26 protein-coding genes are annotated in these 24,343 nt (G+C 71.9%); 9 read left to right on the top strand and 17 right to left on the bottom strand.

Annotation, left to right across the window (positions count from 1 at the left end):
• Positions 1-302 precede the first annotated feature (302 nt).
• From E6R62_RS22755 to E6R62_RS22685, 16 genes are all read right to left on the bottom strand, one after another.
• Positions 303-1,100: an ABC transporter permease gene (locus E6R62_RS22755; protein ID WP_136215357.1), complete on the bottom strand. Its 798-nt coding sequence runs from the start codon at positions 1,098-1,100 to the stop codon at positions 303-305.
• Positions 1,101-1,127: 27 nt separating this feature from the next.
• Entirely contained in the window at positions 1,128-1,928 is an 801-nt protein-coding gene (locus E6R62_RS22750; protein ID WP_136215356.1) for an ABC transporter permease, read from the bottom strand.
• Positions 1,925-2,926, bottom strand: a complete 1,002-nt coding sequence (locus E6R62_RS22745) for an ABC transporter ATP-binding protein (RefSeq protein ID WP_136215355.1) — start codon at positions 2,924-2,926, stop codon at positions 1,925-1,927. The genes E6R62_RS22750 and E6R62_RS22745 overlap by 4 nt, the downstream gene beginning before the upstream one ends.
• A 14-nt stretch (positions 2,927-2,940) precedes the next feature.
• Entirely contained in the window at positions 2,941-5,166 is a 2,226-nt protein-coding gene (gene asnB / locus E6R62_RS22740; RefSeq protein WP_136215354.1) for an asparagine synthase (glutamine-hydrolyzing), read from the bottom strand.
• Between the two features lie 115 nt (positions 5,167-5,281).
• Positions 5,282-5,407, bottom strand: coding sequence for a hypothetical protein (locus tag E6R62_RS41805; RefSeq protein ID WP_276615644.1), 126 nt, complete (start codon positions 5,405-5,407; stop codon positions 5,282-5,284).
• A 150-nt stretch (positions 5,408-5,557) separates the two neighbouring features.
• Positions 5,558-5,839 (bottom strand): PqqD family protein, encoded by a 282-nt coding sequence (locus tag E6R62_RS22735; protein WP_136215353.1) that lies wholly within the window; start codon positions 5,837-5,839, stop codon positions 5,558-5,560.
• Entirely contained in the window at positions 5,839-6,636 is a 798-nt protein-coding gene (locus tag E6R62_RS22730; protein WP_136215352.1) for a hypothetical protein, read from the bottom strand. Before E6R62_RS22730 ends, E6R62_RS22735 begins: the two co-directional genes overlap by 1 nt.
• A gap of 23 nt (positions 6,637-6,659) precedes the next feature.
• A complete protein-coding gene (locus E6R62_RS22725) occupies positions 6,660-7,745 on the bottom strand; it encodes a diiron oxygenase (protein ID WP_136215351.1) in 1,086 nt (361 codons plus the stop codon).
• Complete coding sequence (locus tag E6R62_RS22720; protein WP_136215350.1) at positions 7,663-8,331, bottom strand: pyridoxamine 5'-phosphate oxidase family protein; 669 nt, start codon at positions 8,329-8,331, stop codon at positions 7,663-7,665. The genes E6R62_RS22725 and E6R62_RS22720 overlap by 83 nt, the downstream gene beginning before the upstream one ends.
• Positions 8,328-9,083 (bottom strand): SDR family NAD(P)-dependent oxidoreductase, encoded by a 756-nt coding sequence (locus E6R62_RS22715; protein ID WP_168714147.1) that lies wholly within the window; start codon positions 9,081-9,083, stop codon positions 8,328-8,330. Before E6R62_RS22715 ends, E6R62_RS22720 begins: the two co-directional genes overlap by 4 nt.
• Positions 9,080-10,114, bottom strand: coding sequence for a Gfo/Idh/MocA family protein (locus E6R62_RS22710; RefSeq protein ID WP_136215348.1), 1,035 nt, complete (start codon positions 10,112-10,114; stop codon positions 9,080-9,082). Before E6R62_RS22710 ends, E6R62_RS22715 begins: the two co-directional genes overlap by 4 nt.
• Positions 10,115-10,900 carry a hypothetical protein gene (locus E6R62_RS22705; protein ID WP_136215347.1) on the bottom strand — a complete coding sequence of 262 codons (786 nt, stop codon included), beginning with the start codon at positions 10,898-10,900 and terminating at the stop codon, positions 10,115-10,117.
• A gap of 68 nt (positions 10,901-10,968) precedes the next feature.
• A complete protein-coding gene (locus E6R62_RS22700; RefSeq protein ID WP_206308812.1) occupies positions 10,969-11,922 on the bottom strand; it encodes a hypothetical protein in 954 nt (317 codons plus the stop codon).
• Positions 11,919-12,575: a hypothetical protein gene (locus E6R62_RS22695; RefSeq protein ID WP_136215346.1), complete on the bottom strand. Its 657-nt coding sequence runs from the start codon at positions 12,573-12,575 to the stop codon at positions 11,919-11,921. The genes E6R62_RS22700 and E6R62_RS22695 overlap by 4 nt, the downstream gene beginning before the upstream one ends.
• Positions 12,569-13,429, bottom strand: a complete 861-nt coding sequence (locus E6R62_RS22690; protein WP_136215345.1) for an HAD family hydrolase — start codon at positions 13,427-13,429, stop codon at positions 12,569-12,571. The genes E6R62_RS22695 and E6R62_RS22690 overlap by 7 nt, the downstream gene beginning before the upstream one ends.
• On the bottom strand, positions 13,429-14,106 hold the full coding sequence (locus E6R62_RS22685; protein ID WP_136215344.1) for an HAD family phosphatase: 678 nt from the start codon (positions 14,104-14,106) through the stop codon (positions 13,429-13,431). Before E6R62_RS22685 ends, E6R62_RS22690 begins: the two co-directional genes overlap by 1 nt.
• Positions 14,107-14,364: 258 nt before the next feature.
• Between E6R62_RS22685 and E6R62_RS22680 the strand changes: the two genes are divergently transcribed.
• The 9 genes from E6R62_RS22680 (at position 14,365) to E6R62_RS22640 (ending at position 22,850) form a co-directional block, all read left to right on the top strand.
• On the top strand, positions 14,365-15,546 hold the full coding sequence (locus E6R62_RS22680) for a hypothetical protein (protein WP_206308811.1): 1,182 nt from the start codon (positions 14,365-14,367) through the stop codon (positions 15,544-15,546).
• Positions 15,546-16,394: a methionyl-tRNA formyltransferase gene (locus E6R62_RS22675; protein WP_136215343.1), complete on the top strand. Its 849-nt coding sequence runs from the start codon at positions 15,546-15,548 to the stop codon at positions 16,392-16,394. Before E6R62_RS22680 ends, E6R62_RS22675 begins: the two co-directional genes overlap by 1 nt.
• Before the next feature lie 4 nt (positions 16,395-16,398).
• A complete protein-coding gene (locus tag E6R62_RS22670; protein WP_136215342.1) occupies positions 16,399-17,367 on the top strand; it encodes a nucleoside-diphosphate kinase in 969 nt (322 codons plus the stop codon).
• Positions 17,364-18,695, top strand: a complete 1,332-nt coding sequence (locus E6R62_RS22665) for an aminotransferase class III-fold pyridoxal phosphate-dependent enzyme (protein WP_136215341.1) — start codon at positions 17,364-17,366, stop codon at positions 18,693-18,695. Before E6R62_RS22670 ends, E6R62_RS22665 begins: the two co-directional genes overlap by 4 nt.
• A complete protein-coding gene (locus E6R62_RS22660; protein ID WP_206308810.1) occupies positions 18,692-18,868 on the top strand; it encodes a (2Fe-2S)-binding protein in 177 nt (58 codons plus the stop codon). Before E6R62_RS22665 ends, E6R62_RS22660 begins: the two co-directional genes overlap by 4 nt.
• Before the next feature lie 145 nt (positions 18,869-19,013).
• Positions 19,014-20,279, top strand: coding sequence for an FAD-dependent oxidoreductase (locus E6R62_RS22655; protein WP_168714146.1), 1,266 nt, complete (start codon positions 19,014-19,016; stop codon positions 20,277-20,279).
• Positions 20,276-20,767, top strand: coding sequence for an NUDIX hydrolase (locus tag E6R62_RS22650; protein WP_136215339.1), 492 nt, complete (start codon positions 20,276-20,278; stop codon positions 20,765-20,767). Before E6R62_RS22655 ends, E6R62_RS22650 begins: the two co-directional genes overlap by 4 nt.
• Positions 20,764-21,456 carry an HAD family phosphatase gene (locus E6R62_RS22645; protein ID WP_136215338.1) on the top strand — a complete coding sequence of 231 codons (693 nt, stop codon included), beginning with the start codon at positions 20,764-20,766 and terminating at the stop codon, positions 21,454-21,456. Before E6R62_RS22650 ends, E6R62_RS22645 begins: the two co-directional genes overlap by 4 nt.
• A complete protein-coding gene (locus E6R62_RS22640) occupies positions 21,453-22,850 on the top strand; it encodes an MFS transporter (protein WP_136215337.1) in 1,398 nt (465 codons plus the stop codon). Before E6R62_RS22645 ends, E6R62_RS22640 begins: the two co-directional genes overlap by 4 nt.
• 120 nt (positions 22,851-22,970) lie before the next feature.
• Here E6R62_RS22640 and E6R62_RS22635 read toward each other — a convergent pair whose 3' ends face one another.
• Positions 22,971-24,197, bottom strand: coding sequence for a helix-turn-helix transcriptional regulator (locus E6R62_RS22635; RefSeq protein WP_136215336.1), 1,227 nt, complete (start codon positions 24,195-24,197; stop codon positions 22,971-22,973).
• Positions 24,198-24,343: the final 146 nt, after the last annotated feature.

The following is a 24,343-nucleotide window of genomic DNA, read 5'->3' as shown; positions in this document are numbered from 1 at the left end:
GGCCAGTCGATGACCGCGGTGCCGCCTGCCCCCCGCGACGCCGTCAAGGGGCCGCCCTGCCCGGAAGCGGACCCGCTTGCCAGTGTCGCGACCGCGCACAGTGCGGCGAGAGCGCCGATCGCATATTGAAGCATCCTCATCTTGAAACCCCCCTGAGTAGCGCGAATCGGCCGGCCGAAAGGCGCGCATTGAAACCCCGTGCAAGTGGACACCCGCTCGAAGCGTGCTTGAGAGAGGCTAAACCAATCCCTCATGCTGCGGCAAAACTTGTCAAAGATTTGGCAGGATATGTATCTCGCGGGTCACATGACGTCCAATGCGGCGTTCGCGCGGCTGCGCCACTCGAAGAAGCGCAGCAATCCGTAGGCCACCGCCGCCCAGCCCAGGGCGACGGCCGCCTCCCCGCCGAGACTTGACCGGATTCCGGCGGTCGAGGCCCCCTCGAACAGGGCCCGGAGCGCGGTGATGGCGTGCGAAAGCGGCAGGAACGAACCGATCGCGTTCATCCAGGACGGCATGGCCGCCGGAGGCAGGTTCGCGCCACTGAAAAGGATCAACAGCGTGAAAGCGGCGTTCGAGATCACGAACACGTCCCGGACGCGCACCGCCAGCGCTCCCAGCGTCAGGCCGAACAGGGCGCACGAGGCCGCGGCCACCACGAAGACCTGCGCGAGTCCGAGCAGGGTCGAGGCCGGCAGTGGCAGGCCCAGTGCCAGGGAGCCCGCGCCCATCATGAAGACCATGACGACGAACCCGTTGAGGACGTAAGGAAGCACCCTGCCGCCCCAGATCAGGCCCCGGGAGCGCGGGCTGAGCAGCACCGCTCCCAGCGTGCCGTACCTGCGCTCGTTGGCGACGGCCATGATCCCGCCGTACACGCAGGGCACGCTCGTCGCCAGGATCGCGTTGCCCAGCAGGTAGAAGCGGTCGTCGGCCACGCCCAGAGTCCGTCCGACGTGGACGAAGAAGAAGATCTGGAACAGTGGGCTCACCAGCAGGGTGCCGATGAACATGGGCGGGGTGGTCCAGTTGAACAGGGCACGGTAGGACAGTCCGCCACCGTGGAAGGTCAGGCGCAAGGCGCGCGTCAGTGCAGTCATCGCTGTGTCTCCGCTGTGTTCCGGCGCTCAGGTCAGTGCGAGGGTGCCCGCGCTGCGGGCGCGGCGTTCCACCCAGACGAGGGCGATCAGGGCCAGGCCCGCATAGCCCGCGCCGAGGCCGAGGGCCACCAGCGACGGCCTCAGGACCTCGCCGCCACTCGTGGCCGCCTGTACCGCCCGGGCGGCCCAACTCGTGGGGAGCGCCCAGGTGACGGGGCGCGTCCACGCCGGCAGCGACGCCGTCGAGACGAGTACGCCGGAGAACATCCACACCGGGTAGTCCAGGGCGTTGGCCAGGGCGTTGGCGTTGCGCAGGAGGACGAACGTGGCCGCCATGAGAATGCCCATCATGCCCAGCGCCACGACGCACACCAGCATGGCCGGCGCGAGCAGCCACGGCGACGCCGGTGTGAAGGGGATGTCGAAGAGCACGACGCCCCACACCACGGTGGCCACGAGCGAGTACAGGCCGACGAGCGCGGTGGCGAAGGTGATCGGCAGCAGGACGAGCGAGAAACGGGTCGGCGCGGACACCAACGTCTCGAGCGTCCCCATCCACCGTTGCTCCTGGATGGCGCCGCCGGCACCGAAGAGCACCGCGGACCAGACGCCCATGAGACCGGCGCCGACCGCCGCCTGGAGCAGCCGGTCCGGGTGGTCGCCGGCCCGGAACAGGTACACCGCCAAAGTCGCGAAGACGAGCGGCGAGAAGACGGCCATCACCAGCTCGACGCCGGAGCGGGACAGGTGCAGGACGTGGGTGCGCAGGCCCACCGCCATCAGACGCCAGAAGCGGTACGGGCCGCGGGAGGTGCTGTAGGTCGTCATCCCTCGCCGCCCTCCGTCACCGCGTCGCCGACGATGGACAGGTACGCGTCCTCCAGCGTGGGCTCCCGGGTGGTCACCTTGCCGACGCGCACGTCCCCGAGCACGGCCCGCACCGAGGCGTGGTTTTCGTGGGAGGGTCGGGCGTGGACGGTCACGACGTCGATCGTGCCCTTGGTCTCGACGGTGGCCCGCTCGATCCCCTCGGTGTCGCGGAGCAGCCGCAGGTGCTCCTCCCCGACCGCGTCGTGGACCTCGATCTCCAGGACGTCGACCTTGCGCACCCGGTCCTTGAGTTCGTCGGGTGTGCCCTCGGCCCGCACGGTGCCCGAGGCGATGACCGCGATGCGGTCGCACAGCTCGTCCGCCTCCGCCATGTAGTGCGTCGTCAGCAGCACCGTGGTGCCGCCCTCGACGAGGTCGGCGACCATCCGGCGCAGTTCGCGCGCGGCGGCCGGGTCCACCCCGATCGACGGCTCGTCCAGGAACAGGACGTCGGGCCGGTGCAGCAGGCCCCGTGCGATGTGGAGCTTCTGACGCATGCCGCGGGAGTACCCCTCGACGCGTTCCTTCTCCCGGCCCTCCAGGCCGACCCGCTCCAGGAGTTCACGTATCCGGGGAAGCTGCTCGCGCGGTTCGACCCCGTACAGCTCGGCGAAGTAGCGGAGGTTGTCGAGCGCGGAAAGCCGCTCGTACAGCCCGCGGTCGCCGCCGAAGACGTAGCCGATGCGCCGACGCACCTCCAGTGGCTGCCGGGCCACGTCGTACCCGAGGATGCGGGCGCTGCCCCCGGTGGGCAGAAGCAGCGTGTTCAGCATCTTGATCGTGGTGGTCTTGCCCGCGCCGTTGGGGCCGAGCAGCCCGAAGAGCTCGCCCCGTCCCACGGTCAGGGAGACGCCCCGGACGGCGTCGATCGTCTTGCGCTGGGGTTTCAGCCACCCGGTGCGCGTCCGGTAGGAGCGGGCGAGGTCCACGGCCTCGATCGCGAAGTCGGTGGTCATCAAGGGTTCCTGCCTCACTCGTGGGGGGTGGGTGTCCCGGTCCCGGCCGGCGTGCGCAGGGACAGCAGCCCGAGGTCAAGGGAGTCGTCAAGCAGTTGCCGGAAGGCTTCGAGGGGGGTCTCCACGCCGGCGCAGGCCTGGGCGAGGGTGCGCGTGCCGTCGAGGGCGTGCAACAGGAGCGTCCACGGGGCGTCGGCGTCGAGCACGTACTCCAGGGAGCCCTCGACGGCGAGGTACGCGGTGCCGGAGCCGTCGCGGAGAAGCTCGACGTGGTCCGCCAGACGGAGCACGCTCTCCGGGGCCCAGCGCGACGGCGCGAAGACCAGTTCCTCGATGCGCGGCGCCTCGGTGTCCCAGTCGGTGAACGGGTGGGCGGGGCGCACCGCGGGCAACAGCACCGCGGACTCGACCAGCGGCGGCGGGAGTTCGGCGACCATCGTGTCGAGCAGGCACAGGTTGAGCAGCGGGAGGAGCCGCTCCACGTGCGCGGAGAGCGGGGCGTCCGAGAGGCGTCGCAGCAGGGCGCGGACGCGGTCCGCGTCGAGCATCTCCCTGCCGCGCGCGGTGGCGAGGGCCTCCTCGACGAGGGCGCAGCCGTCACGGGTGAGCATCTCGATGAAGGGGCGGTGCGTGTGCTGCACCCCCTCGCCGTAGAAGAAGGGCACCTTGGGGCGGTAGGTCACCTCGGGCGGGAGCAGGTCGGCGACCGCCCGGCGGACGATGGCCTTGTCCCACAGCAGGCGCTCGCGCCGGGCCGCCGGGATCGAGGCGACGAGTTCCACCAGGCGTCGGTCGAGGAAGGGGACGCGGGCCTCGGTGCCGCTGCCCGCCGCCGTACGGTCCTCGTGCCAGCAGTTGAACTGCTCGACGTCGCGCATCTTGGCCGCCACGAACGCGCCGTACGGGTCGCGTCCCGGAAGCGCGCGGGACAGGTCGAGCGCGGCGTCGGTCAGCAGGCCGCCCTCGGCTCCCTCCCACCAGGCCGCGAGCCGGGACCGGCCGTCGTCCAAGCGGCCGCGGCGGGCCATACCGGTCAGGGCGTCCTCGAAGGCGTGCCAGCCGGCGTCGCCGGCGGTGGTGGTGGAGTAGCCCCCGCAGAACTCGTCGGCGGCGGCGCCCAGCAGCATGCCCTTGATCTCGGGGTGCTCGGCCCGTACGTACCGGTGGAGTTCGTGCTTGTAGTACTGCTCAGGGCTGCAGGTGGGCATCTCCGTGAGCCACAGCAGCCGCTTCCACTCGTCGGCCGTGGGCACGTGGGAGGCGTCGAACCGGATCTGGTGGTTGGCGACGCCGAGCTTGTCGGCGACGATGCGGGCGTGCCGGGCGTCGCCGTTGACCACGGTCGAGCCGCTCAGTACGGAGAAGGTCCGTAGGTCCGTGGTGTCCGCGGCGAGGGCGGCGACCGCGGCCGAGTCGACCCCGCCGCTGAGGAAGAGGCCGATGGACACGTCCGCCGTGGCGCAGGCCCGCACCGAGTCGGCGAGCAGCTCGCGGAAGTCGCCGATGATCTGCTCGTCGGTACGGGTCGAGTCCCCGTCGAAGTCGGGCAGGGACCAGTAGGAGTGGCGCCGGGTGGCGCCGTCGCGCAGGTCTATTTCGAGGATGGTGGCGGCCGGGACGGACTCCACGCCCTCGAAGTAGGTGGCGGGTGCGCCGAGGTCCAGCGAGGGCGCGGACGTCACGGTCGGGTTGACCAGGGCGCCGTCCCAGTCGACGCGGCGCGGGGTGGCCGGGTCGGCGAAGAGCGCCTTGATCTCGGAGGCGAAGGCGATCCGTCGGTCGTCACGGGTGTAGAAGAGCGGCTTGACCCCGAAGTGGTCGCGCGCGAGGAGCAGGACGTCGCGGCGCCGGTCCCACAGCACGAGTCCGAACATGCCCCGGACGTCGTCGAGGAAGGCCAGGCCCTTGTGCTGGTAGAGGTGCACGAGCACCTCGCAGTCCGAGCCGGTGCGCAGCCGGGTCCCGGCCGGCAGGGTGGCCGCCAGCTCCTTGTGGTTGTAGACCTCGCCGTTGGCGATGAGGACGATCGACCGGTCCTCGCTGTAGAGCGGCTGGCCTCCGTTCTCCGGGTCCACCAGGGACAGCCGGGTGAACGCCATGCCGACGTTCCCGCGACGCAGCAACTCTTCCTCGTCGGGCCCGCGGTGCGCCAGCGTGCGGGCCATGGTCGCCAGGATCGCGTCGGCTTCGACACCGAGGTCCTGCCCGTCGATGCGAGCGAGACCGCCGAGTCCGCACATGCTCCCGTTCCTTTCCGGTGGGGGGTGAAAACATGGATGAAAATCCGGAGAAAACTGTTCATGAAAAGACAAGGGGCGCCTCTGATGGTGAAGAGGCGCCCCGGTCCGCTGGTAATTAGCGGTTGTTCATCATCACGCGGGAGAAGTCGACCTTCTTCGCCTGCGGCTTGTTGTACTGCTTCATATGAAACACCTCATTTTTATGGCTTTCGCTGCCCCGGCTCATCCGGTGCGGCGTCATGTGCTGATGTTAGGCGGAATTTCCGAGCCATTGCAACCCTGCTCGGAAAATTATTTCCCGGGGAATTTCGGGAAACGCCTCCAAGCCGTTCTCGAATTTCGAGAACGGCTTTTCCCGCCGTGTCGGGCGAGAATTCGTAAGAGGTCCGGGTCAGTGGGCGAGCAGAACCAGCTCCTCGTCCCGCAGCCACTCCAGCATCTCCGCGGTGTCCGCGAGGGCCGTGCCGTCGTCGATGCCGTAATGCTCGGCGACCGCCCGGGAGATGTCCTCGACCCGGTCCGTGCCGTTGACACGCCGCCAGATGAACGCCGCCACCTCGGGCAGCTCGTACGCCTGGTCGTACCGGGCGAGCAGGATGGTGCCCCCGGTGGACCGGATACGGACCTCCAGATTCTGCCGGGGCACGCTGTGGCCCGGGACCTGCGCCGCCATCAGACCTCCACCTCCATCGAGACGCGCCGCACGCAGCCGATGACGTCCTCGATCCAGCGGCCCGGGTCACCGGGGTCGTAGTCGCGCATGGTCTCGATCCGCCAGTACCGCTCGAAGGGCAGCACGGCCGGCGCCGCGGCCCGGTACTTCCTCGACCGCCACTTGGCGGTGGTCCCGTACTCCCCGTGGTGGGCGAGCAGCGCGTCCGCGGCGTACCCGAAGGCGAGCTTCGCGGTCAACACCGCGCTCTCGGCGTCCCCCGAGCCGAGCTGGCCCAGCGCGTCCTCGGCGAACGTGTCGGCGAGGTCGAGGCTCCGGGCGGCGATCGTGCGGCCGAAGGCCGAGGACCGCAGTCGCCGCTGCGCCCCCTCCAGCCACGGGGCACCGTCGAGGGCTATCGCGTGGCCCAGCTTGACCAGGGCGTCGCGCTCGACCTGGCTCACGGTGGCGCCGGCGTCGCGTTCGCCGCGGTACGCCTCCCAGGAGACCTTCGCCAGCACCTGCCCGACCTGGTCCGCCGACCAGTACTCGACGTCCCCACGCCGGTCCCCCAGGGTGGGGACCGCCACGGGCACCCGGTCGGGGGTCAGGGCCACGGGGTGGAAGTCCTCCACGCCCTCCGGCGCCCCCGGCGCGTCGGACACCACGTAGAGATCGAGATCGCTCGTTTCGTTGCCCCAGCCGCGCACCAACGAGCCGGCCGCGTACACGCATCGGTACCCGTCCGGCAGCAGCCCCTGTTCGCGCAGGAGACCGAGGAGGCGCGGGCCGTCCTCGGCGGTGATCAGATGTTTCATCAGCCTGTCCTTCCGTCCTTGCCTCAGAGCAGTCCGTACGCCGCGAATTCCGCGCGCACCTGCTCGTCGTCCAGTGCCCCGACCGACGCGAAATGCCGGACCGTCTGTTGCGCCACGCTTTTCGCGTACGCGGTGACGGACGCATCCGGAAACAATTCGGCGACGATCTGTTTGGCGTCGTCACGGGGGAGCCCGTAACCGACGATCTCCTTTTCCACCGACGGGACGTCGGGGTCCGTGAAAATGCGGATCAACCGCGGCACCCGAAGCGCCGCGCGGCGGCGGGTGGCCGGCGTCAGCTGGCCCCACAGGTGACGCAGGAAGATGGCGAAGTACGCGTGGTGGCGGCCTTCGTCCAACGCGTGGTCGCGCACCGTCTCGCGGACCGCCGGGGCGACGCTGCGGTCGTTGCCCATCTCCGCGAGCTGGGCCGTGATCAGCGTCTCCGACACGATGACGAACAGGATCTCGGTGAGTGCCGACAGGTCGTCCGGCGTCTCCTCCAGGAACCGCTGCAGGCGCGTGATGAAGTACGGCACCCGCGCCAGGTCCGCGCGGACGTCGGTCGCCTCGCGCACCTGGGCCGCGAGGTCCGCCGAGAACAGCGCGTGGTAGGCCTCGTCACAGTAGATCTTGAAGGCGTCCAGCCGCATGGCCTCGGGCACCCGCACCCCGATCGTGCCGTGGGCGATGCCGAGCACCGTCCGGTTGACGACCAGGTGCTCCAGCTTCGCCGTGAAGTCCAAGTATCGGTACAGGTGCCGGACGAGTACCTCGCGGTGGAGGTCGGGCCGTTCGCCGCGCAGCCCCGCGATCAACGGATGGGAGGCCAGCGGCACCAGCTCCGGGGCGAAGAAGTCCTGACCGTCGGTCAGGGGGTCGAGCCGGCGCCGCTCGGAGGAACGCACGGTGGCCCGCTCGTACCAGGTGCGGAACGGGCTGACGTACGTCTCGGCCCCGTCCTCGCCGGTACGGCCCTCGTCGGCCCCGTCCTCGCCGGTACCGCCCCCGTCGGTGGCGCCCCCGTCATCCCGTCGGGCGAACAGCGCCTGCTTCGGGCACAGGCTCACCGCCGAACACCCCATGAACAGACCGACCGTGCCGCACATGATTCTCCCCTCCTGCCGTCGCGGCCGGCCGCTTGCCCAGCGGCGGATCCGTCTGGTTGCGGTTGATCCGGCCGGTGTCCCACAGGTCGGCGAACCGGCTCGCGCGCCCGCAGTGGTAGTAGGCCTCCTCGACGTGGACGAGCGACCCCCAGGCCAGGCGCTCCCGTTCCCCGGCGTCGAGGGGCAGGGCCTCCCACCGAGGATCGCTGCGCGCCACCGGTTCGGCCCGACCGTTGACCCGGGCGGTCTCCCGCAGACCGGGGACGAGGAAGAGGAGCCCGACCCCGGGGCTCCGCTCCAGGTTCCGCAAGGTCTGCAACAGGCGGTTGCCGGACTCCTCGGGGAGGAAGAGCGTCCGCTCGTCCAGGACCCGGACGAAGCCGGGAGCGCCTCCGCGGGGGGAGGCGTCACAGTGACCGTTCCCGTCCGAACTCGCCACCACGACGTACGGCGACAGTTCGACGAAGCGGCGGAGCCACGGGTGCAGCACCGGCGAGAGTTTGGCCCGCACCCGTTCCGGCGGGCCGCCCGCCTGTTCGGTCAGCTCCGCGAGGACGGAGGCCGCCGCGGCCGGCAACGGGCTCACGGGACCATCACCGTCCCGCCGTTGACGCCCAGTGTCTGACCGGTCAGGTACCCGCCGGCGTCACCCGCGAGGAAGGCGACGGCGTCCGCCACGTCCTGCGCGCGGGCCACGCGGCCCAGCGGGATCTTCCGGCCCTCGGCCTCGAAACCCTCTTCGTCCAGGCCCGGCTGGGCCGTCCGCGTCACACCCGGCGCGACGGTGTTCACCGTGATGCCGTACCCGCCGAGCGCACGCGCCAGCGACTTGCCCAGGCCGATGAGTCCGGCCTTGCTCGCCGCGTAGTGGGCACCCTTCGGCGACCCGGTGAGCGCGGCGCTCGACGCCACGTTCACGATCCGGCCCGAACGCTCGGGGATCATCAACGCCGCCGCCTCCTGGGCGCAGAAGAACGCGCCCTTGAGGTTGGTGTCGAGGACGAGGTCCCAGCCCGTCTCGTCGATGTCCAGGACCCCTGCGCGCGGGAACACGCCCGCGTTGTTGACGAGGATGTCGAGCCGGCCGCCGAAGCGTCGGCCGATCGTACGGAACATGGTGGCCACCTGCTCCCGGTCGCGGACGTCCGCCGCCACCGCGAAGCTGTCGTCGGGCAGGCGCGCCCCGTCCTGCGGGTCCGGCGCGGTGCCGGGCGGGTGGTTGACGGCGACCCGGGCGCCGAGCGAGGCGAGGGTGATCGCCACGGCCCGGCCGATGCCGCTGCCGCCGCCCGTGACCAGCGCGGTGCGCCCCGCCAGGGGCGGGGAGGCGGGGGTCACGCGAGTACCCCCGTCTGGCGGCGGACCTCGTCGAGTACGCGGTACACGTCCAGGCACGACGAGAGCGGCGAGTCACCGGGTCCGCCCCGCACTACGCTCCGGTGGAAGCTCTCCAGTTCGGTGGCGTAGCCGGTCCGGCCGTATCCGCCGCGGCGGCCCGGCCAGTCGTGGCGGAGCGTCTCCTTGCCGTCCAGGAAGCCGGCGCCGGGAGCCGTCGCCGGGCGGGCGACCGTCAGCGTGTTGAAGTGGTCGAGGCCGCCGACCACACCCTCGTCGGTCACCAGCTCGCACCGGTACTCCAAGCGGTTGGAGTAGTTGCCCACGAGGAGGCAGGCGAGTCGCCCGTCGGCGTATTCGAGCAGGATCCTGAACGCGCGTCTGCGCGCGTCGATGTCGGCGCGCCGGGCGGTGATCCGGTCGGGGACGCCCAGTTCCCGCAGGGCCAGGTCGACGGCATGGGTGCCCAGACCCTGAAGCAGGCTGTCCTCAACCGTGGCACTGCCCCAGACGGGCGACATCGGCTTGGCCGAGACCATCCGCACGTCCAGGGTGCGCAGCGTCCCGTGGGGGCGCAGCGTGTCGCGGAGCTTGCGGTAGGACTGCCCGTACGGGAAGTTGAAGCCGACGAACGCCACCGTCCCGGTCGGCGCGGCCCGTTCGGCCGCGACCAACCGTTCAAGCGTGGCGGTGTCGGGCGCCGGCGGCTTCTCGACGAAGACGCTGACGCCCGCGGCGAGCGCACGCCCGAGGACCTCGGCGTGCAGCGCGGGGGAGCCGGCCACGACCAGGCAGTCGACGGCGGGGCCGCCGTCGCCCTCGACCAGATCGGTCCAGTCGTCGGTCCACAGCCGCGCGCCCCAGCGCCGGGCCGCCTCGGCGGCGGCCTCGGGCCGCCGCGCCGCCACGGCGGTCAGCACGGCGCCGTCCAGCTCGGCCAGGGCGGGCAGCAGGTTCTCCCGCGCGTGGGAGCCGGGCCCGATGAGCCCGTAGCGCACTGCCCCCGGCCCCGGGGTGACCCGTCGGATGGCCATTCAGATGATCCCCAGCTCTTCCAGCCGGCGGCACCAGTAGTGGTACTTCTCCTTGGTCATCCGACGCTCGGCACGGCGCTCGTCGGACTCGCGGTCCTCACCGACGCGCCAGAACATGGTGCCGACCTCGGCCGTGTCCGGCTCTATCTCCGACAGCTCGCCGCGCCCGGGGTCCGGGGCGTCCTGCAACCGACGCAGCGCCTCGTCACGGCCGCGGGCCTCCTTGAACATGACCGGCGCCCGGTCCTTGACCGGATTGCCGCGCAGGACGAGGGAGATCGTGCCCAACTCGGTGAAAGGCGTGGAGTGGAGCGCGTTGTGGTGGATGGTGAAGCACTCGCCCGCACGGTCCTCGTGGAGCATCTGCGGCTGGACGTCGTCCGGCAGGGTGTTCTCGTCGAAGCCGTTGCGGGCCACGTAATTGCGGTGCAGGTAGGTGCCGCGCAGGACGAGGTTGGTGAACGAGAAGCGGTGGTTGTGGGCGAGCTGCTGTTGGTGGTCGGTGGACATCCGGAGCCTGATGCGCAGGCCCTTGTCCACGTCGTCCCAGAGCACGATCTTGTCCTCGACCAAGTCCTCCTCGCACTTGGCCCACAGGTACGGGTCGTGCTCGACAGCCAGCAGGAGCTTGCGGAACAGGGCCTTGTCCGCGGCGAACTCGCGGATGAGCCGTTGTGTCAGCTCCGCCGCGGCGGGCAGGTCCTCCCAGTCGATGGGGCCGACGCTGTCGAAGAGTTCGACGACGGTGTTGTTGACGTGTACCCGATCTGCCGTCTCGATGGTCATCGTGGTGGTGGTCTCCTGTGGAGGGCACCGGTCGTCCGGTGCCGATGGGCAAGGGGGCGTGTCGGACGTCAGATGACGCCGAGCTTCTCCAGCCGCTCCCGGATCTGCCGGTACGCGGCGAGGCCCATGGCCTTCTGCTCGCGCCGCTGTTCGGGCTCGTTCTCGCGGCCGAAGCGCCACCACAACGTGCCCTCCGCCTTGTCCATGATCACGGAGCGGTCCTTCTCGACCGGTCCGCGCAGGAAGAGCGAGACGGTGTCGGGGGTGGTGAAGGTGGTGTGGATGGCGCTGTGGTGCAGCGTGTAGCAGCTGCCCGGCTCCTCGCGGCGCACGATGTGCGGCGTCAGCCGGTCCAGCAGGCCCTCGGCGCGCGGGTCGGGGTTGTGTCGGTTGAGGTACTGGCGCGCTTCCGGGTCGGGGCCGCCGGCGTAGGGGTCGCCGTCCATGTGGTACCAGGTGTGGGTGTAGCCCCCCGTCACGATGCGGCTGGAGAAGGAGAACCGGTGGTCGTGGGGGCGATCGAAGTGGTCCTCGGTCGAGATGTGCAGGCGTAGCCGGATGCCGCGGTCCAGCGCGTCGTACAAGACGATGTAGTCGAGCAGTTGGTGGCGCTCGCACATGGCGAGCAGCTCCGGCTTGTCCTCCACGCCGTAGACGAGTCGGCGCAGGGACTCCTTGTCGTCCGCGAGGCGGTGGACGACATCGCGGGTGATCTCACCCGCCCTCTCGAAGTCGGACCAGTCGACGGTGAGCTGGTCGAGGTAGTCGATCACGGTTTCTCCTTGGTACGGGAGGGGTTCGGGCAGCGGGCCGCCCCGGGAGACCGGCGGTTCCCCGACGTCGCGGCCGGCGGCGGAGCGGGTCTCCTCGTAGGTCCTGCGGATGCGCAGGGCGAGCGGGGAGGTGGCGACGGGCAGTAGGTCGGGTCGGTCCACGGGGGGCCGTACGTCGGCGCCGCCGGCGAGCGCGCAGGCGAAGATGTCGAGGTCGGAGGTGCCGACCACGTCGCGGGTAGGGCTCATGGGGTTCTCCTCAGCGCGCGCACCGCGGCCGTCACCGCCGCCGCGGTGCGTGCCGGCGGATCGTTCGTGTGCGGGGTCAGGACGAGCCAATCGCGCTCGGCCGCCATCCGCCGCAATTCGCGGCGGACGACCGACTGGTAGCCGAGGAAGGACTCGCGTGCCGGGCCGGTGTACCCGTCCCAGCGGCCGAGCTCGGTCTCCTTGAACGTGTCACGGCGCGACCAGGCGACGTCGGGTTCGACGTCCAGCAGGACGGTCAGCGCGGGTTCCGGCACGGGCGTGAAGAGCGACTCGACCCAGCCGGGGTCCAGCGGTTCGCGCACGAGGGTCTTGGCGATGTTGCGGTAGTACCAGCCGTCCATCACGGTGACGGTGTCCGGGTCCGCCAGGTCGGCCCGGAGCCGGGCGAGGCCCGCGTACCAGGAGGCGATCAGCAGGATCCAGTGGGCGGCCCCGAAGGTGTCCCCCTGCCCCTCGGGGGAGGACCAGATGAGGTCGCGCAGGGCCGCGGACCGGGCCTCGGTCGTCGGGTCGGCGGCGCCGACGTCCTGCTTTCCGGCGCGGGTCGCGCCGTCCGGGGCGAGGGCGTCCGCGACCAACCTTGCCACGGTGGTCTTCCCGCTGCCGTCGATGCCTTCCAGGACGATCAGCACGGCGGGGCCCCGTCGAGCAGGTACCGGACGATGCCGTCCTCGTCGTTGGCGGCGGTGACGACGGACGCCCGGGCCAGTACGTGCGGATGGGCGTTGGCGGGGGCGATGGCGCGCTCGGCGACCGCGAACATGGGCAGGTCGTTGAGGTGGTCCCCGTAGACGGTCAGCCGGGCGTCGGCGAGTCCGGCGTCCCGGGCGAGCCCGCGCACCGCGAGGCCCTTCTCGGCCTCCGGGTGCGCGATCTGGATCTCGGTCCAGCCGGGGACGTAGCGGTTGGCCGCCGCCATGACGCCGGCCGCGCCGGTCAGCGCCGCTTCGAGTGTCGCCGTGGCGGCCTCGGCCTCCTCGTCGGGGACGAAGGCGACGAGGGCGGCCGTCCGCACCCCCGCGACCGCGGCGTACGGGTCCCGGTACGCGCCCAGCCGCGGGTCGGCGTACGCCCGCTTCTCGGCGATGTACCAGGCGGTCGCCGGGTCGGCGCACGGGCCGTACAGCAGGTGGTCGCCGGAGCCGTCCCAGGTGGTCAGCACGGGTTCGGCGGCCAGTCGGGCGAGGGCGTCGAGGGCGGTGGTCGCCGCCGCCGGGCCGAGGGTGGCGTGCGCGAGGTGGTGTCCGGTGGCGAGGTCGGTGCGGAAGGCGCCGTTCAGTTCGATGACGGGCAGGGTCAGCCGGACGCCCGCGAGCAGTTCGCGGATGGCCACCGCACTGCGGGCACTGGCCACGGTCAACGCCGTGCCCGCGTCCAGCAGGGCGTTGAGCCCGTCGCGGGCGTACGGGCTGAGGGTGGCGTCGGAGCGCAGCAGGGTCCCGTCGAGGTCGAGGACGTGCAGGCCGAGGCGGCGGTCGTCGGTCATCAGCGGGCTTCCAGGAAGTCGGGTGCCGTGCACAGGGCCGGAAGCAGCGGGCGCAGTTCCGACAGGGAGCCGAGCACACGGTGGGCGTCGGCGAGCCGTGCGCGGGGAGTGAGGGTCGCCAGGCCGAGAACGGTCGTACCGGCGGCGCGGGCGGCGGCGACCCCGCGGGGGCTGTCCTCGATCACGAGGCACTCGCCGGGAGCGACGCCGAAGCGCTCGGCGGCGAGGAGGAAGAGGTCGGGGGCGGGCTTGGGCCGGGCCACGAGATCGGCGCCCAGGACTCGTCCGGCCAGCCGCGGGGCGAGCGCGGTGAGCCCGAGGGTGACGCCCACCCGGTCCACCGTGTCGTTGGAGGCGACGCAGTATGGCACGCCCAGGGCATCGAGGTCGTCAAGCACCGCGTGGACGCCGGGCATCGCCGTCAGCTCCCGCTCGAAGACGTCGAAGAGGCGGGCGTGGAACCGGGCGCCGAAGTCCTCGGGGAGGTCGGTGCCGGTGCGCCGGCGGACCGTGGCGAACACGTCGGCGAGGGACTTCCCCAGGTAGTGCGTGACGGCGTCGACGAAGGTCGTCGCCACCCCCTCGCAGGTGAGCATCTCGGCGAGGAGGCGGTTGGCGAGGTACTCGCTGTCCACCAGGACGCCGCTGTTGTCGAAGACCACGAGCTGGTGCCGCACAGGCTCTCCTCCGACTCCTTTGACAGTGCTTGCCTGATCAACGTAGGCAATGTTGGCAACGCAGTCAAGGTGAAAAGAGGGTTCATTGACAACTCTGCCAAGGCGGTACGAGCTGCCAACACCTGGGATTATGTCGATTTTGGGCACGCCCTTGCCTGCGTGTGAGGCGATGGTATTGTCAGCCCAGTCCTCCACTCAGGCAACTCTTGTCAAAGGTTTCTTGACAACTCCGTAGAAGAACACGAAGAGGGATGATCGATGGCGAACCCGTCTGGCCCCGCCGAGCAGACCCACACCCCGCTGCTCCCGGTGGAGGTCCACTGCCATGGCTTTGCCGGCGTGGACTTCTCCGAGTTCTCCCTGTTGGACCTCGAACTCCTGGAGGAGATCTGCGCCAGGGAGGGGGTCCTCAGCATCCCGACGCTGTACCTGCACCATCACCGGCTCGGCGAGTTCGAGAGGTTCATGCGCCGCTACGACGCGATGCGGCGCGCCGGCCGCATCCCGCACGTCGTCGGCGTCGCGCTGGAGGGCCCGTTGCTCTCCAGCCACGGCGGCACCCCGGCCGACACCGTCTGGGCTCCGACCCGCTCGGAATGGGAACGGCTGGCCCGTCTCGGTGAGTACGGGCTGTGCTACATGGTCCTCTCGCCGGACGCCTTCTCGGCCGCCTCCGACTTCCACGGCCAGACGTACGCCCGCCACCCCGGGTTCGACTGGGTCGTCCCCATGCTGCTCGGTCACGGGGTCCGGCCCGCGCTCGGCCACTTCACCCGAACCGACCCGCGCCTGAGCGCGCACCTGGTGAAGGACATCGTCGACATCGCCTGGGACGCCGAGTGGAACGGCGCCGGGGCGCGGGTCGTGACCGACCACCTCTTCAACGACATGCCGCTCAACATCCGGCACGCGTTCCGGACCACCAGGGCCCGCGAGGCCCGTGAGGCGACCCTCGCCTCGTACGACCTGCCGGGCTGGACCCTGGACGCGATGGACGAGATCGCCGGCCCTGTGCCGGCGGCCATCATGCGGGAGGCCGCCTCTGGCCGGATCGCCGCCTGCATCAACTTCGACGGCGAGCACGTCGACCTGGCCATCGCCTCCCGGGCGGTCAACCTCATGGGACTTGAGAACTCCATGATGATGACCGACCGCTGCGACTCCGCGCGCCTGGGCGGCCAGGACCTGACCCAGGGTGAGGAGAACGGCCTGTGGTACCAGGACGGCGGCATCGTCGCGGCCGGCTCGCAGCCCCTGGCCCGGCAGGTGCGCAACGCCATGGACCACGACCTCACGGGCGCCGGCCTCTGGGACCTGGCCGCCGGGACCGCCCACCGCGCCTTCGGGCTCACTCCCCTCGACGCGAGCCAGGTGCCCGACGGCATGCTCGCGGCCACCCACGCCCAGTGGGCCTCCCTCGCCGTCGCGGACGCCGCCTGATGCCGACCGCCGGGGCCGTCCCCCTCCTCAGGCGTCGCGTCGGCGACGACGGACCGCTGCGGATCGGCATGCTCGTCTCGGCCACCGGCGCGAACCTGAGCACCCTGATCGACCTGCAACACCGAGAGCCGGGCCGCTTCCGGGTGGCCCTGGTCGCCTCACACGGCACCCGGTCCCCGGCGCTCGCCCTCGCCCGGGAACACGGCATCGAGGCATGGCCGGGGGACTTCGACGCCCGCTGCGGAACCGCCTCGGCGGCCACCACCTCCGACGCCCGTGCCGCCTACCGGCAACGGGCCCGGCTGTGGCACGACGGGCTCGACGCGCGGATGGCCGCCTGGGAACGCGACAACGGTGCGCTGGACCTCGTCGTCCTCGCCTACCACCGCTGGATCGAGGGGAACCTGCTCACCCGTCACCACGGCCGGATGATCAACCAGCACCCGGGCGACCTCACCGTCCTCGACCGCGAGCACCGCCGGGTGCTGATCGGCAACGACCCGGTGGCCGCGGCCATGCGGCTCGGTCACCCCACCACCCGAACCTCCTGCTTCCTCGTCGACGGCACCCACGACGGCGGAGCCATCCTGTGCCAGGGGCCTGCCGTCCCCGTCCGGCCGGGCGTCGACGCCCGTGCCCAGGAGCTCGACCAAAAGCGCCTCAGCGACCGGCCCTGCCTGGAGTGGACCGTGCGGGCCTTCGCCGCCGGATCGCTCGCGCTGGCCGCCGGCACCCACCCCGACGGAAGCCGCGTCGTCCTCGCCGACGGCACCCCCCTGCCCTTGGGTGGCATGCGGCTGACCACGACACCCGTACTCGACACGACACCCGTACGCGAGGGGAGCTGAGACCGTGTCGCACTCCGCCATCGGCCCCCGGGCCCTGGACACCCTGACCCGGGATCCCCGGAAGGCAGAGGCCTACCGCCACGACCCCTACATGCGGGAGGCGCTCGCCGCCCTCGCCCCGGTCATCGCCACCGACGCACTCCACCGACACACCTTCGTCGTCCTGAAGCCCGACGCCGTGGCCGGACGCCGCTGTGAGGCGATCCTCGACATCCTGAGGTCGCTCGCCTGGCACCCGGTCGCCGCGACCACCCTGCGCTTCGACCCGCTGCTCGTGCGCGAACTGTGGCGCTACCAGTTCAACGCCGCGTCCGCCCAGCGGATCGCCCTGGTGGACCCGCTGTTGTCCTCCGGGCCCGCCCTCCTCGTCCTGCTCGAAGACCGCGACGCGGCACGCGACGTGCCGGCCAGCGTGCGCCTGACCGCCGCCAAGGGCTCCGCCGAACCCTCTGCCGCGCGCAGCACGGACCTGCGAACCCGGATCGGGCGGGTCAACGGACTGCTGAACTTCATCCACACCGCCGACGAACCCGTCGACGTCGCGCGCGAGTTGCAGCTCTTCTCGTACCAGACCGGCTGGTCCTGGTGCGCGGGTCCGCTCCTCGGCACCGAGGCCGCCGACCCGGTCGCGGCCGGGGAGACGGTGACCGAGCTGCTGCGCACCGCGGAGGCCGAGATCCCGGCGCACGACCTGGATGTCACCGCCTGCCTGGCCCGGTTGGCCGCGCTGGCCGGACCGTGGGGCGCCTGCGCCCGCGACCTGCCCGACCCCGCGCACGTCGAGGAGTGGCTGCGCGTGCTCCGCACCGCCCCGCTCCCGGACACCGACGCCCGCTGGGACGTACTCACCGTGCTGACCAGCTGGATCCACTGCAACGAGGAAGGGATTCTTCCCATCATTCCCACGACGCGGGCCGACGCCTGGCGCACCGGGACGGCGCACGACGCGCCGCGGCGGGCGGTGGCCGTATGACCGCCACCGTCCCCCCCTACGCCGGCGCCGGCAACCTCATCTACCGGGCCGCCCACGTGCCGCGCTTCATCCGCGCCGAGGGCAGCTACCTGTACGCGGCCGACGGCCGACGCCACCTCGACGCCGAGGCGGCCAACGGCACCGTCGCCTGGGGCTATGACAAGCGGATACTCCGGGACGCGCTCGCGTACTGCGAGGACATGCCCGCACTGCCGTCGTTCTGCGAGTCCGACTTGCGGCTGGAGGTGCTCCAGCGGCTGGAACGGCTCTTCGGCGAGGCCGTCGGCGCCCCGGGCCGGGTGGAACTGGACCTCGGCGGCGCCCAAGGCATGGAGACGGCCCTGCGCATCGCGTTCGGCGCCGTCGGACCCGGCACCGTCGTGGTCTTCGAAGGAGCCTTCCACGGCAGGTCCGGCGTCACGAGCATGCTCAGCTCCAGCCCTCGCTACCGCGAACTGCTCGCGGCCTGGGGCCTGGAGGTGGTGCGCCTGCCCAGCCCGGACTGCGGACGCTGCCCGCACGCCGCGGCCCGCGTCGCCGAGGGATGCACGACGGGCTGCGTCGCGGCGGCCACCCGCTGGGGTTCGGAGCTCTCCGGCGTCGGCGGTAGCGGCTTCTCCCGCAAGGTGAGCGCGTTCGTCTTCGAATCCGTACAGAACGTCGGCGGGATGGCCGAACCCGACCACACCCTGCTGCGCGCGGCCGTGGACCACGCCCGTCGAAACGGCGCCGTGGTGATCGCCGACGAGATCTTCACCGGTATGCACCGGACCGGCCCGCGCTGGGGATTCCAGCGGGCGGGTGTCACCCCCGACGTCGTGGTCGCCAGCAAGGCCCTGACCAACGGCGCCGCGGCGCTGAGCGCCGTCTGGGCCCGTGAACCGCTCGCCGACCCGGCGACGTACCGGCCGGGCAGCCATTCCTCGACCTACATCGGCATCCCGCACGCCCTGGGAGTCACCCGCGCCGTCCTGGACCGCTGGGACGGCTGGGCGGACCCGGCCGGGGACATGGACCGGCTCGCCGAGCGGATGACGGCACGGCTGCGGAAGCTGCGGGCCGCCCACCCGGATCTCGTGCGTGACTTCCGGGCCTTCGGCGGCGCGGCGCGCCTGGTGCTGACCGGCGACCACGCACCCGCCCTACGGCAACTGTGCCTGACGGCCGACCCCCACACCGGGCTGATCGTCGCCTCGACCGGGATGGCCCCGGACGTGATCAACATCCATCCCCCGCTGGTCATCGACGAGCAGGACCTCGACGTCATGGCGGACGTGCTCGACCGGGCGCTCGGTCTGCTGCGAGAGGCCACGGAGGACCGGTCATGACACTGTGTCCTGCGGACGACCCGCTGATCTGCCTGTGTGCCCACGTTCCCGAGAGCGTGATCCTGGCGGCGAAGTGCTCGGGCGTCCGCGACATCCCCGCGCTGCGCCTCGCCACCGGCGCCAATACCGGCTGCGGCGACTGCCTGCCCGATCTCGAGGAACTCCTCGACTGATCAAGGGCGGCCCACCGCGGCGCCATTCGAACCCGCGGACCGCTTCCGCGTCCCTTCGCACCACACCCCTCCGCACGCACTGCCGCGCCCGCGCGCTTCCCGCTGCCCGGCCGCGGTCGGTCCCCCCTGTCCCGTCTGGAGCATCGTGAACACTTTCGACCTCGTCATCGTCGGCGCCGGCCCGGCCGGACTCGCCGCCGCCCAACGCCTCGCCGGAACCCCGTACAGCGTCGCGCTCGTCGACGGCGGCAAGCCCGTCACGGACCGGGACCGCTACGCGGCGCGGGACCTGACCCGCGGCCACGGCGGCGCCGGCCTCTTCTCCGACGGCAAGTTCTCCTTCTTCCCCTCGGCCAGCGAGCTGTGGACGCTGCCCCGTACGGACGACCTCCGTGCGGCGTACGACTGGACCTGCGAACTCCTCGGCTCCTACGGCCTGGACACCCCGCCGTTCCCGTCCGACCCGACGGCCTACACCGTGGGTTCCGGCGAGTGGGTACTCAAGGACTACCCCTCCGACTACCTCTCGCTGGAGGCCCGCCTACGACTCACGCAGGCCATGGTCGACGCCAACCACGCCACCGTCATCACCGGCACCGAAGTCGTCAAGACCGCCTACGACCCCGTCGCCGACGAGTTCCGGCTGGTGGTGCGCGACACCGACGGGAAGGAGTCGGAGCTCGTCGCGCGCCGGCTGCTCCTGGCCAGTGGCCGGTTCGGTCCGCTCGGCCTCAACACGCTGACCGAGGCCCACGCGTTCCGCCGCCTGGAGGTCGGCTTCCGCATCCAGCAACCCGCCGACCGGGCGTTCTTCCGGGACATGAAGCAGCTCGACCCCAAGCTCCGCTTCTGCGAGGAGGACGGCGGCGTGGAGTGGCGCACCTTCTGCGCCTGCCGCGACGGCGAGGCCGCCCTCACCGAGACGCAGGGCCTGTGGACGGTCTCCGGACGCTCCGACTGCCCGCCGACCGGGCGGTCCAACGTCGGCTTCAACACCCGCGTCCTGGACGAGGAGGTGGCGCGCCGGGTCACGGCTCCGGCGCTCGCCGCCATGGGGGAGGAGGCGTCCCACTTCACCGTCCTCATGTCCGAGCTCGTAGCCGGCGAGCCGGAGGCGGTCGCCACCTTCGACCGTGTCTACGGGCCGGAGCTGCGGGAGATCATGGTGCGCGGGCTGACCCGCCTCGCGGACGCCTTCCCGGACATCAAGGACAGCGGTACGCAGCTGATCGGGCCCACCCTGGAGGGCGTGGGGTGGTACCCCGAGGTCGATGGCGACCTGCGGCTTTCGGACGCCCCCGCGTGGGTCGCCGGCGACGCGTGCGGTCTCTTCCGCGGCATCGTCGCGGCGATGATCAGCGGTCACTACGCCGCTGCCTCCGTGCTGCGCGAGCTGGACGGCGCACGATGAGCGCGGCTTCCAGGGAGCGCCCCCGACCCGTCGTCGGCGTCGGCGCGTTGGTGGTACGGGCCGACGGGGCCGTGCTGATCGGTCACCGGATCAAGTCGGGGGAGACCCCCTCCTGGTGCCTGCCCGGCGGTTCGGTGGAGGCCGGGGAGACCTTCGAGGAGGCCGCGGTACGCGAGACGGCGGAGGAGTGCGGCCTCGGCGACGTGCGGGAGGCGCGGGTCTTCACGGTCGCGCTGCACACCGGCGGCGGGCGCACGCACGTGACCGCCGGCGTGCTGGCCCGGGTGGACCCGTCCGCCGCCGCGCCCACGACGTCGGAGCCCGAGGTCTTCGACCGGTGGGTGTGGGCGGCGCCCGACGACCTGCCCGCTCCGCTCTTCCCCGCCAGCGCGGCCCTGCTCGCCGCCTGGCGGGGCGAGCCCGTCCCCGCCGGGTGGACCGTCTACCCGTCGGACGGCGCCGTGCGCGATCACCCCGCGGTCCCGTGAGCCGGCTGCACGTCTTCGATATGGACGGCACGCTGCTGCGGGGTAGCACCGCGAGCCTGGAGATCGCCCGTCGGCTCGACTGCCTGCCCGAACTTCGCCGCCTGGAGGCGGAGTTCGCCGCCGGAACCCTCGACACGCGCGGCTTCGCCGCCGCGGTGTGCCGACTCTGGGCGGGCCTGACCCCCGGTGCCGTGGCGGCGGCGTTCGCCGCGGCACCGTGGATCGGGGGGCTGCCGGAGGTCCTGGCGGACATCCGGCGGCGCGGTGAGTACGCGGTCGCCGTGACCATGTCCCCGGACTTCTTCGCCGGCCGGCTGACGGCGCTCGGTGTCCACGAGGTGGTGGCCTCCGTCTTCCCCCCGCTCCCGCTGCGCACCGCGCCCGACCCCGCCGCGATCCTCACCCCCGCGGACAAGGTCGTCGCCGTCGAACGCCTCCGGTCACGGCTCGGCCTGAGCCGTGACGCCTGCGTCGCGTACGGGGACTCGGTGTCGGACGTCCCCCTGTTCCGCGCGCTGGAACACACCGTGGCCGTGAACGCCGACGACGTCCTGCGCGCCCTGGCCCGCCACCGGTACGACGGTGACGACCTCCGGGCGGCCTACCTCCTCGCCCGGCCCGCCCCGGCCGGCGCGGGCCCCTGCCCCGGCGGCGAACCGTCGCATCCCCCACTCAAGGAACGCGTATGACCACGACCTCCCCGGCGGCCACCGGTACCTTCCTGTTCGACCGGCGTGCCTGGACGGCCCTGCTGGTGCTGTGCGCGGCCGTGCTCTTCGAGGGCATGAGCCTGTCCGGCATCAACGTGCAACTCGCCGCGATCCGTACCGGGCTCGCGCTGCGCCCCGACCAACTGCAGCTCGTCGCCGGGGCGTTCCTGGTGGCGTACGCGGGCCTGCTCCTGGCGGGCGGCACCTGCGCGGACCGGTGGGGAGCGCGGCGGGTGTTCCTGGCCGGCGTGGCGGTCTTCGGCGCCGGCGCCCTCGGGGCGGCCCTCGCCCAGGGCGCGCTCTCCCTCGTCGCCGCCCGGGCCGTCCAGGGCGCCGGCGCCGCGATCACCGCGCCGGCGGCGGTGTCCCTGATCGTCGCGAGTTTCCCCGAGGGTGCCCCGCGCAATCGTGCGCTCGGCGTCTTCAGCGCGATGGGAGCGGCGGGCTTCTCCCTCGGCGTGGTCACCGGGGGCCTGCTCACGGAGGGCTTCGGCTGGCGCGGCGGCTTCGTCCTCTACGTCCCGATGACCATCCTGGTCATCGTCCTCGGCAGCCGTGTCCTCGGGCCCCCGGACACCACAGCGGGCGCTGCCCGCCGTCCTCTGCCCTACGGCTCCGCACTGCTGGTCACCGGCGGCCTGGCGGCCCTCGTCCAGGGAGTCGGGCGGGTCGGCTCGGGCTCCACCGCCGAGGTCCTCGCAGTCGCGGGCGCCGGGCTGCTCGGCCTCCTGATGTTCTTCGCGGTGCAGCGGCGGGCCGCCTCGCCGCTGCTGCCGCTCGCCCTGCTGGCCGACCGCCGCATGGCCGCGGCCTGCGTCGCGCTCGGCGGGGCGTTCGCCGCGATCACGGGCGCGATGTTCCTCGTGGCGACCGATCTGCAGGGCAGGCAAGGGTACTCGGCGCTCGCGGCCGGCCTGGCCTTCCTGCCCCAGGGCATCGCCGTGGGCCTCCTGTCCACGCGCGCGGCCCGGCTGGCGGACCGCAGGCCGCCGACGTCGCTGCTGCTCCGCGGGCTCGCGGTGATCACGGCGGGGCAGTTGGTGTACACGACGGTGCCGTCCGGCTCCTACGCCACGCACCTGCTGCCCGCCGCGCTCCTGGTCGGGGCGGGCATAGCCGTGGCCTACCCGGCGGCGGTCCTGCTGGCCGGCGCGGCTGCCTCCGCGGAGAACCAGGGCACCGCGTCGGGAGCCCTGGTCACCTGTCAGCAGGCCGGCGGCGCGCTCGGCGTGGCGGTGGTGACCGGCATCCGGAGCACCGCGCCGGGCGACTTCTGGTCGGGCCCCTACAGCCTGTGGGCCTGCTTCGGTTTCGCCGCCTTGGCGCTGGTCGCCTGCGCGGTGCTGCTCGCGCCGCGCAGGGCGGCGGGGTGAGCGGCGTCCGCGTGCGACGACGGCATCGGGACCCGGCGCGAGCCGGGTCCCGATGCCGTCGTCGCGGGAGACTCGCGGGGTGCACCGCCGGCCCTCTCCCGCCGGGCCGCGTCACCGACGTTACGACGAGCGCGCGGAGGCGAGGGTCTCCGCGAGGTTCTTCCAGATCTCCGCTGCCAGGTCCATGTTCGCCGTCTCGTGCGCCTCACGCGCCAGTGCCTCGATGGCGCGCACTCCCGTGGTGAGCTGTCCCGACCTGATCTCGATCAGGTGCAGCAGCACCTGGAACCGGACCCGGTCCCGGTATTCGAGTTTCAGTGCCTCGCGACCGATCTTCTCGCACAGCTCGCGGGCCTCGTCGATCTCACCGGCCTGGAAATGCGTGTGGGCCATGATCGTACGGAACTCCAGGTACTGCGTGTCGGTGCCGACCAGGGCGAGGGCCGGCTCGACCTCCTCCAGGGTGCGGCGGGCCTCGGCGAGCCGGCAGGGGTGCATTTGCAGGTAGAGCGAGGCGGCGGCGAAGCGCAGCCGCATCCACAGCCACAGGTCGTCCCGGCTGCCGTTCAGCTCCATGGCCTCCAGCAACCGGGCCTCGGCGGCCGGGTGGTTGCCGTGCCGGACGTACACGCCGGCCGCGGTCCACAGCGCTTCGACCCGCATGTTCCGCGGGGTGCCGCCTGAGAGCAACTCCAGGTCCGCCACGTGCTTGAGGGCCTCGTGCAGCCTGCTCGACTCGGCCTCCGTGGAGATCAGGACCATGAGGGCGCGCACGGCGTCGGCCTTGGGCAGCTCCCGGTCGACCGCGACGGCATAGGCCTCGGCCGCGAAGTCGTGGGCCGTCTTGATGTCGCCGAGCGAGCGGTGGAGGCGGGAGAGGGAGACGAGGGAGCGGGCCCGCAGTTCCGGGATCCCGCTCTCCTCCGCCGTGCGCAACAGCTCCTGACCCGCGGTCAGGAGCTGCTCGTCGGAGGCGTCCTCGGACCGGATGCCGGCCCGGGACCACAGTGCCAGCCAGCGCAGCGGGAGCGGCAGACCGGCCGGATGCTCCACGGCGCGGCCGAGCAGTTCGGCGACGGGGTCGGTTCCGCACTCGGCGGTGATCGCCTTGACCAGGTCCTCGACGGGCGCCTGGGCCGCGGCGGCGGGCACGTCGAAGGCCGACACGGACACGCCGAGCCGTTCGGCGAGGTAGGCGGCGACCTTCGGCGTGGGCGGGCGGGTGCCGGACTCCAGACGGGAAAGGTAGCCGGGGGAGATGGTGCCGTCGGCCAACTGCGCCTGGGAGAGTCCCCGTTCCCGCCGGAGAGCGCGCAGCCGCCTGCCGAACTGGGACTGATCGGCCACCTCTGAAACCTTCCCTTGCGGATGGATGCGGAATGGGGGAAGGCGCTGTTCCGCGCACCTTCCCCCACCGTTACGCCTTGAGCCACTGACAGTCTGCGTACCACCGAAACGCTTGTCAATTTTTGACAAAATGGGGTGCGGCAGCC

Origin of the sequence: Streptomyces sp. A1136 (assembly GCF_004795055.1) — a bacterium.
Lineage (GTDB): Bacteria > Actinomycetota > Actinomycetes > Streptomycetales > Streptomycetaceae > Streptomyces.
This window is presented reverse-complemented; position numbering and strand designations above follow the sequence as displayed.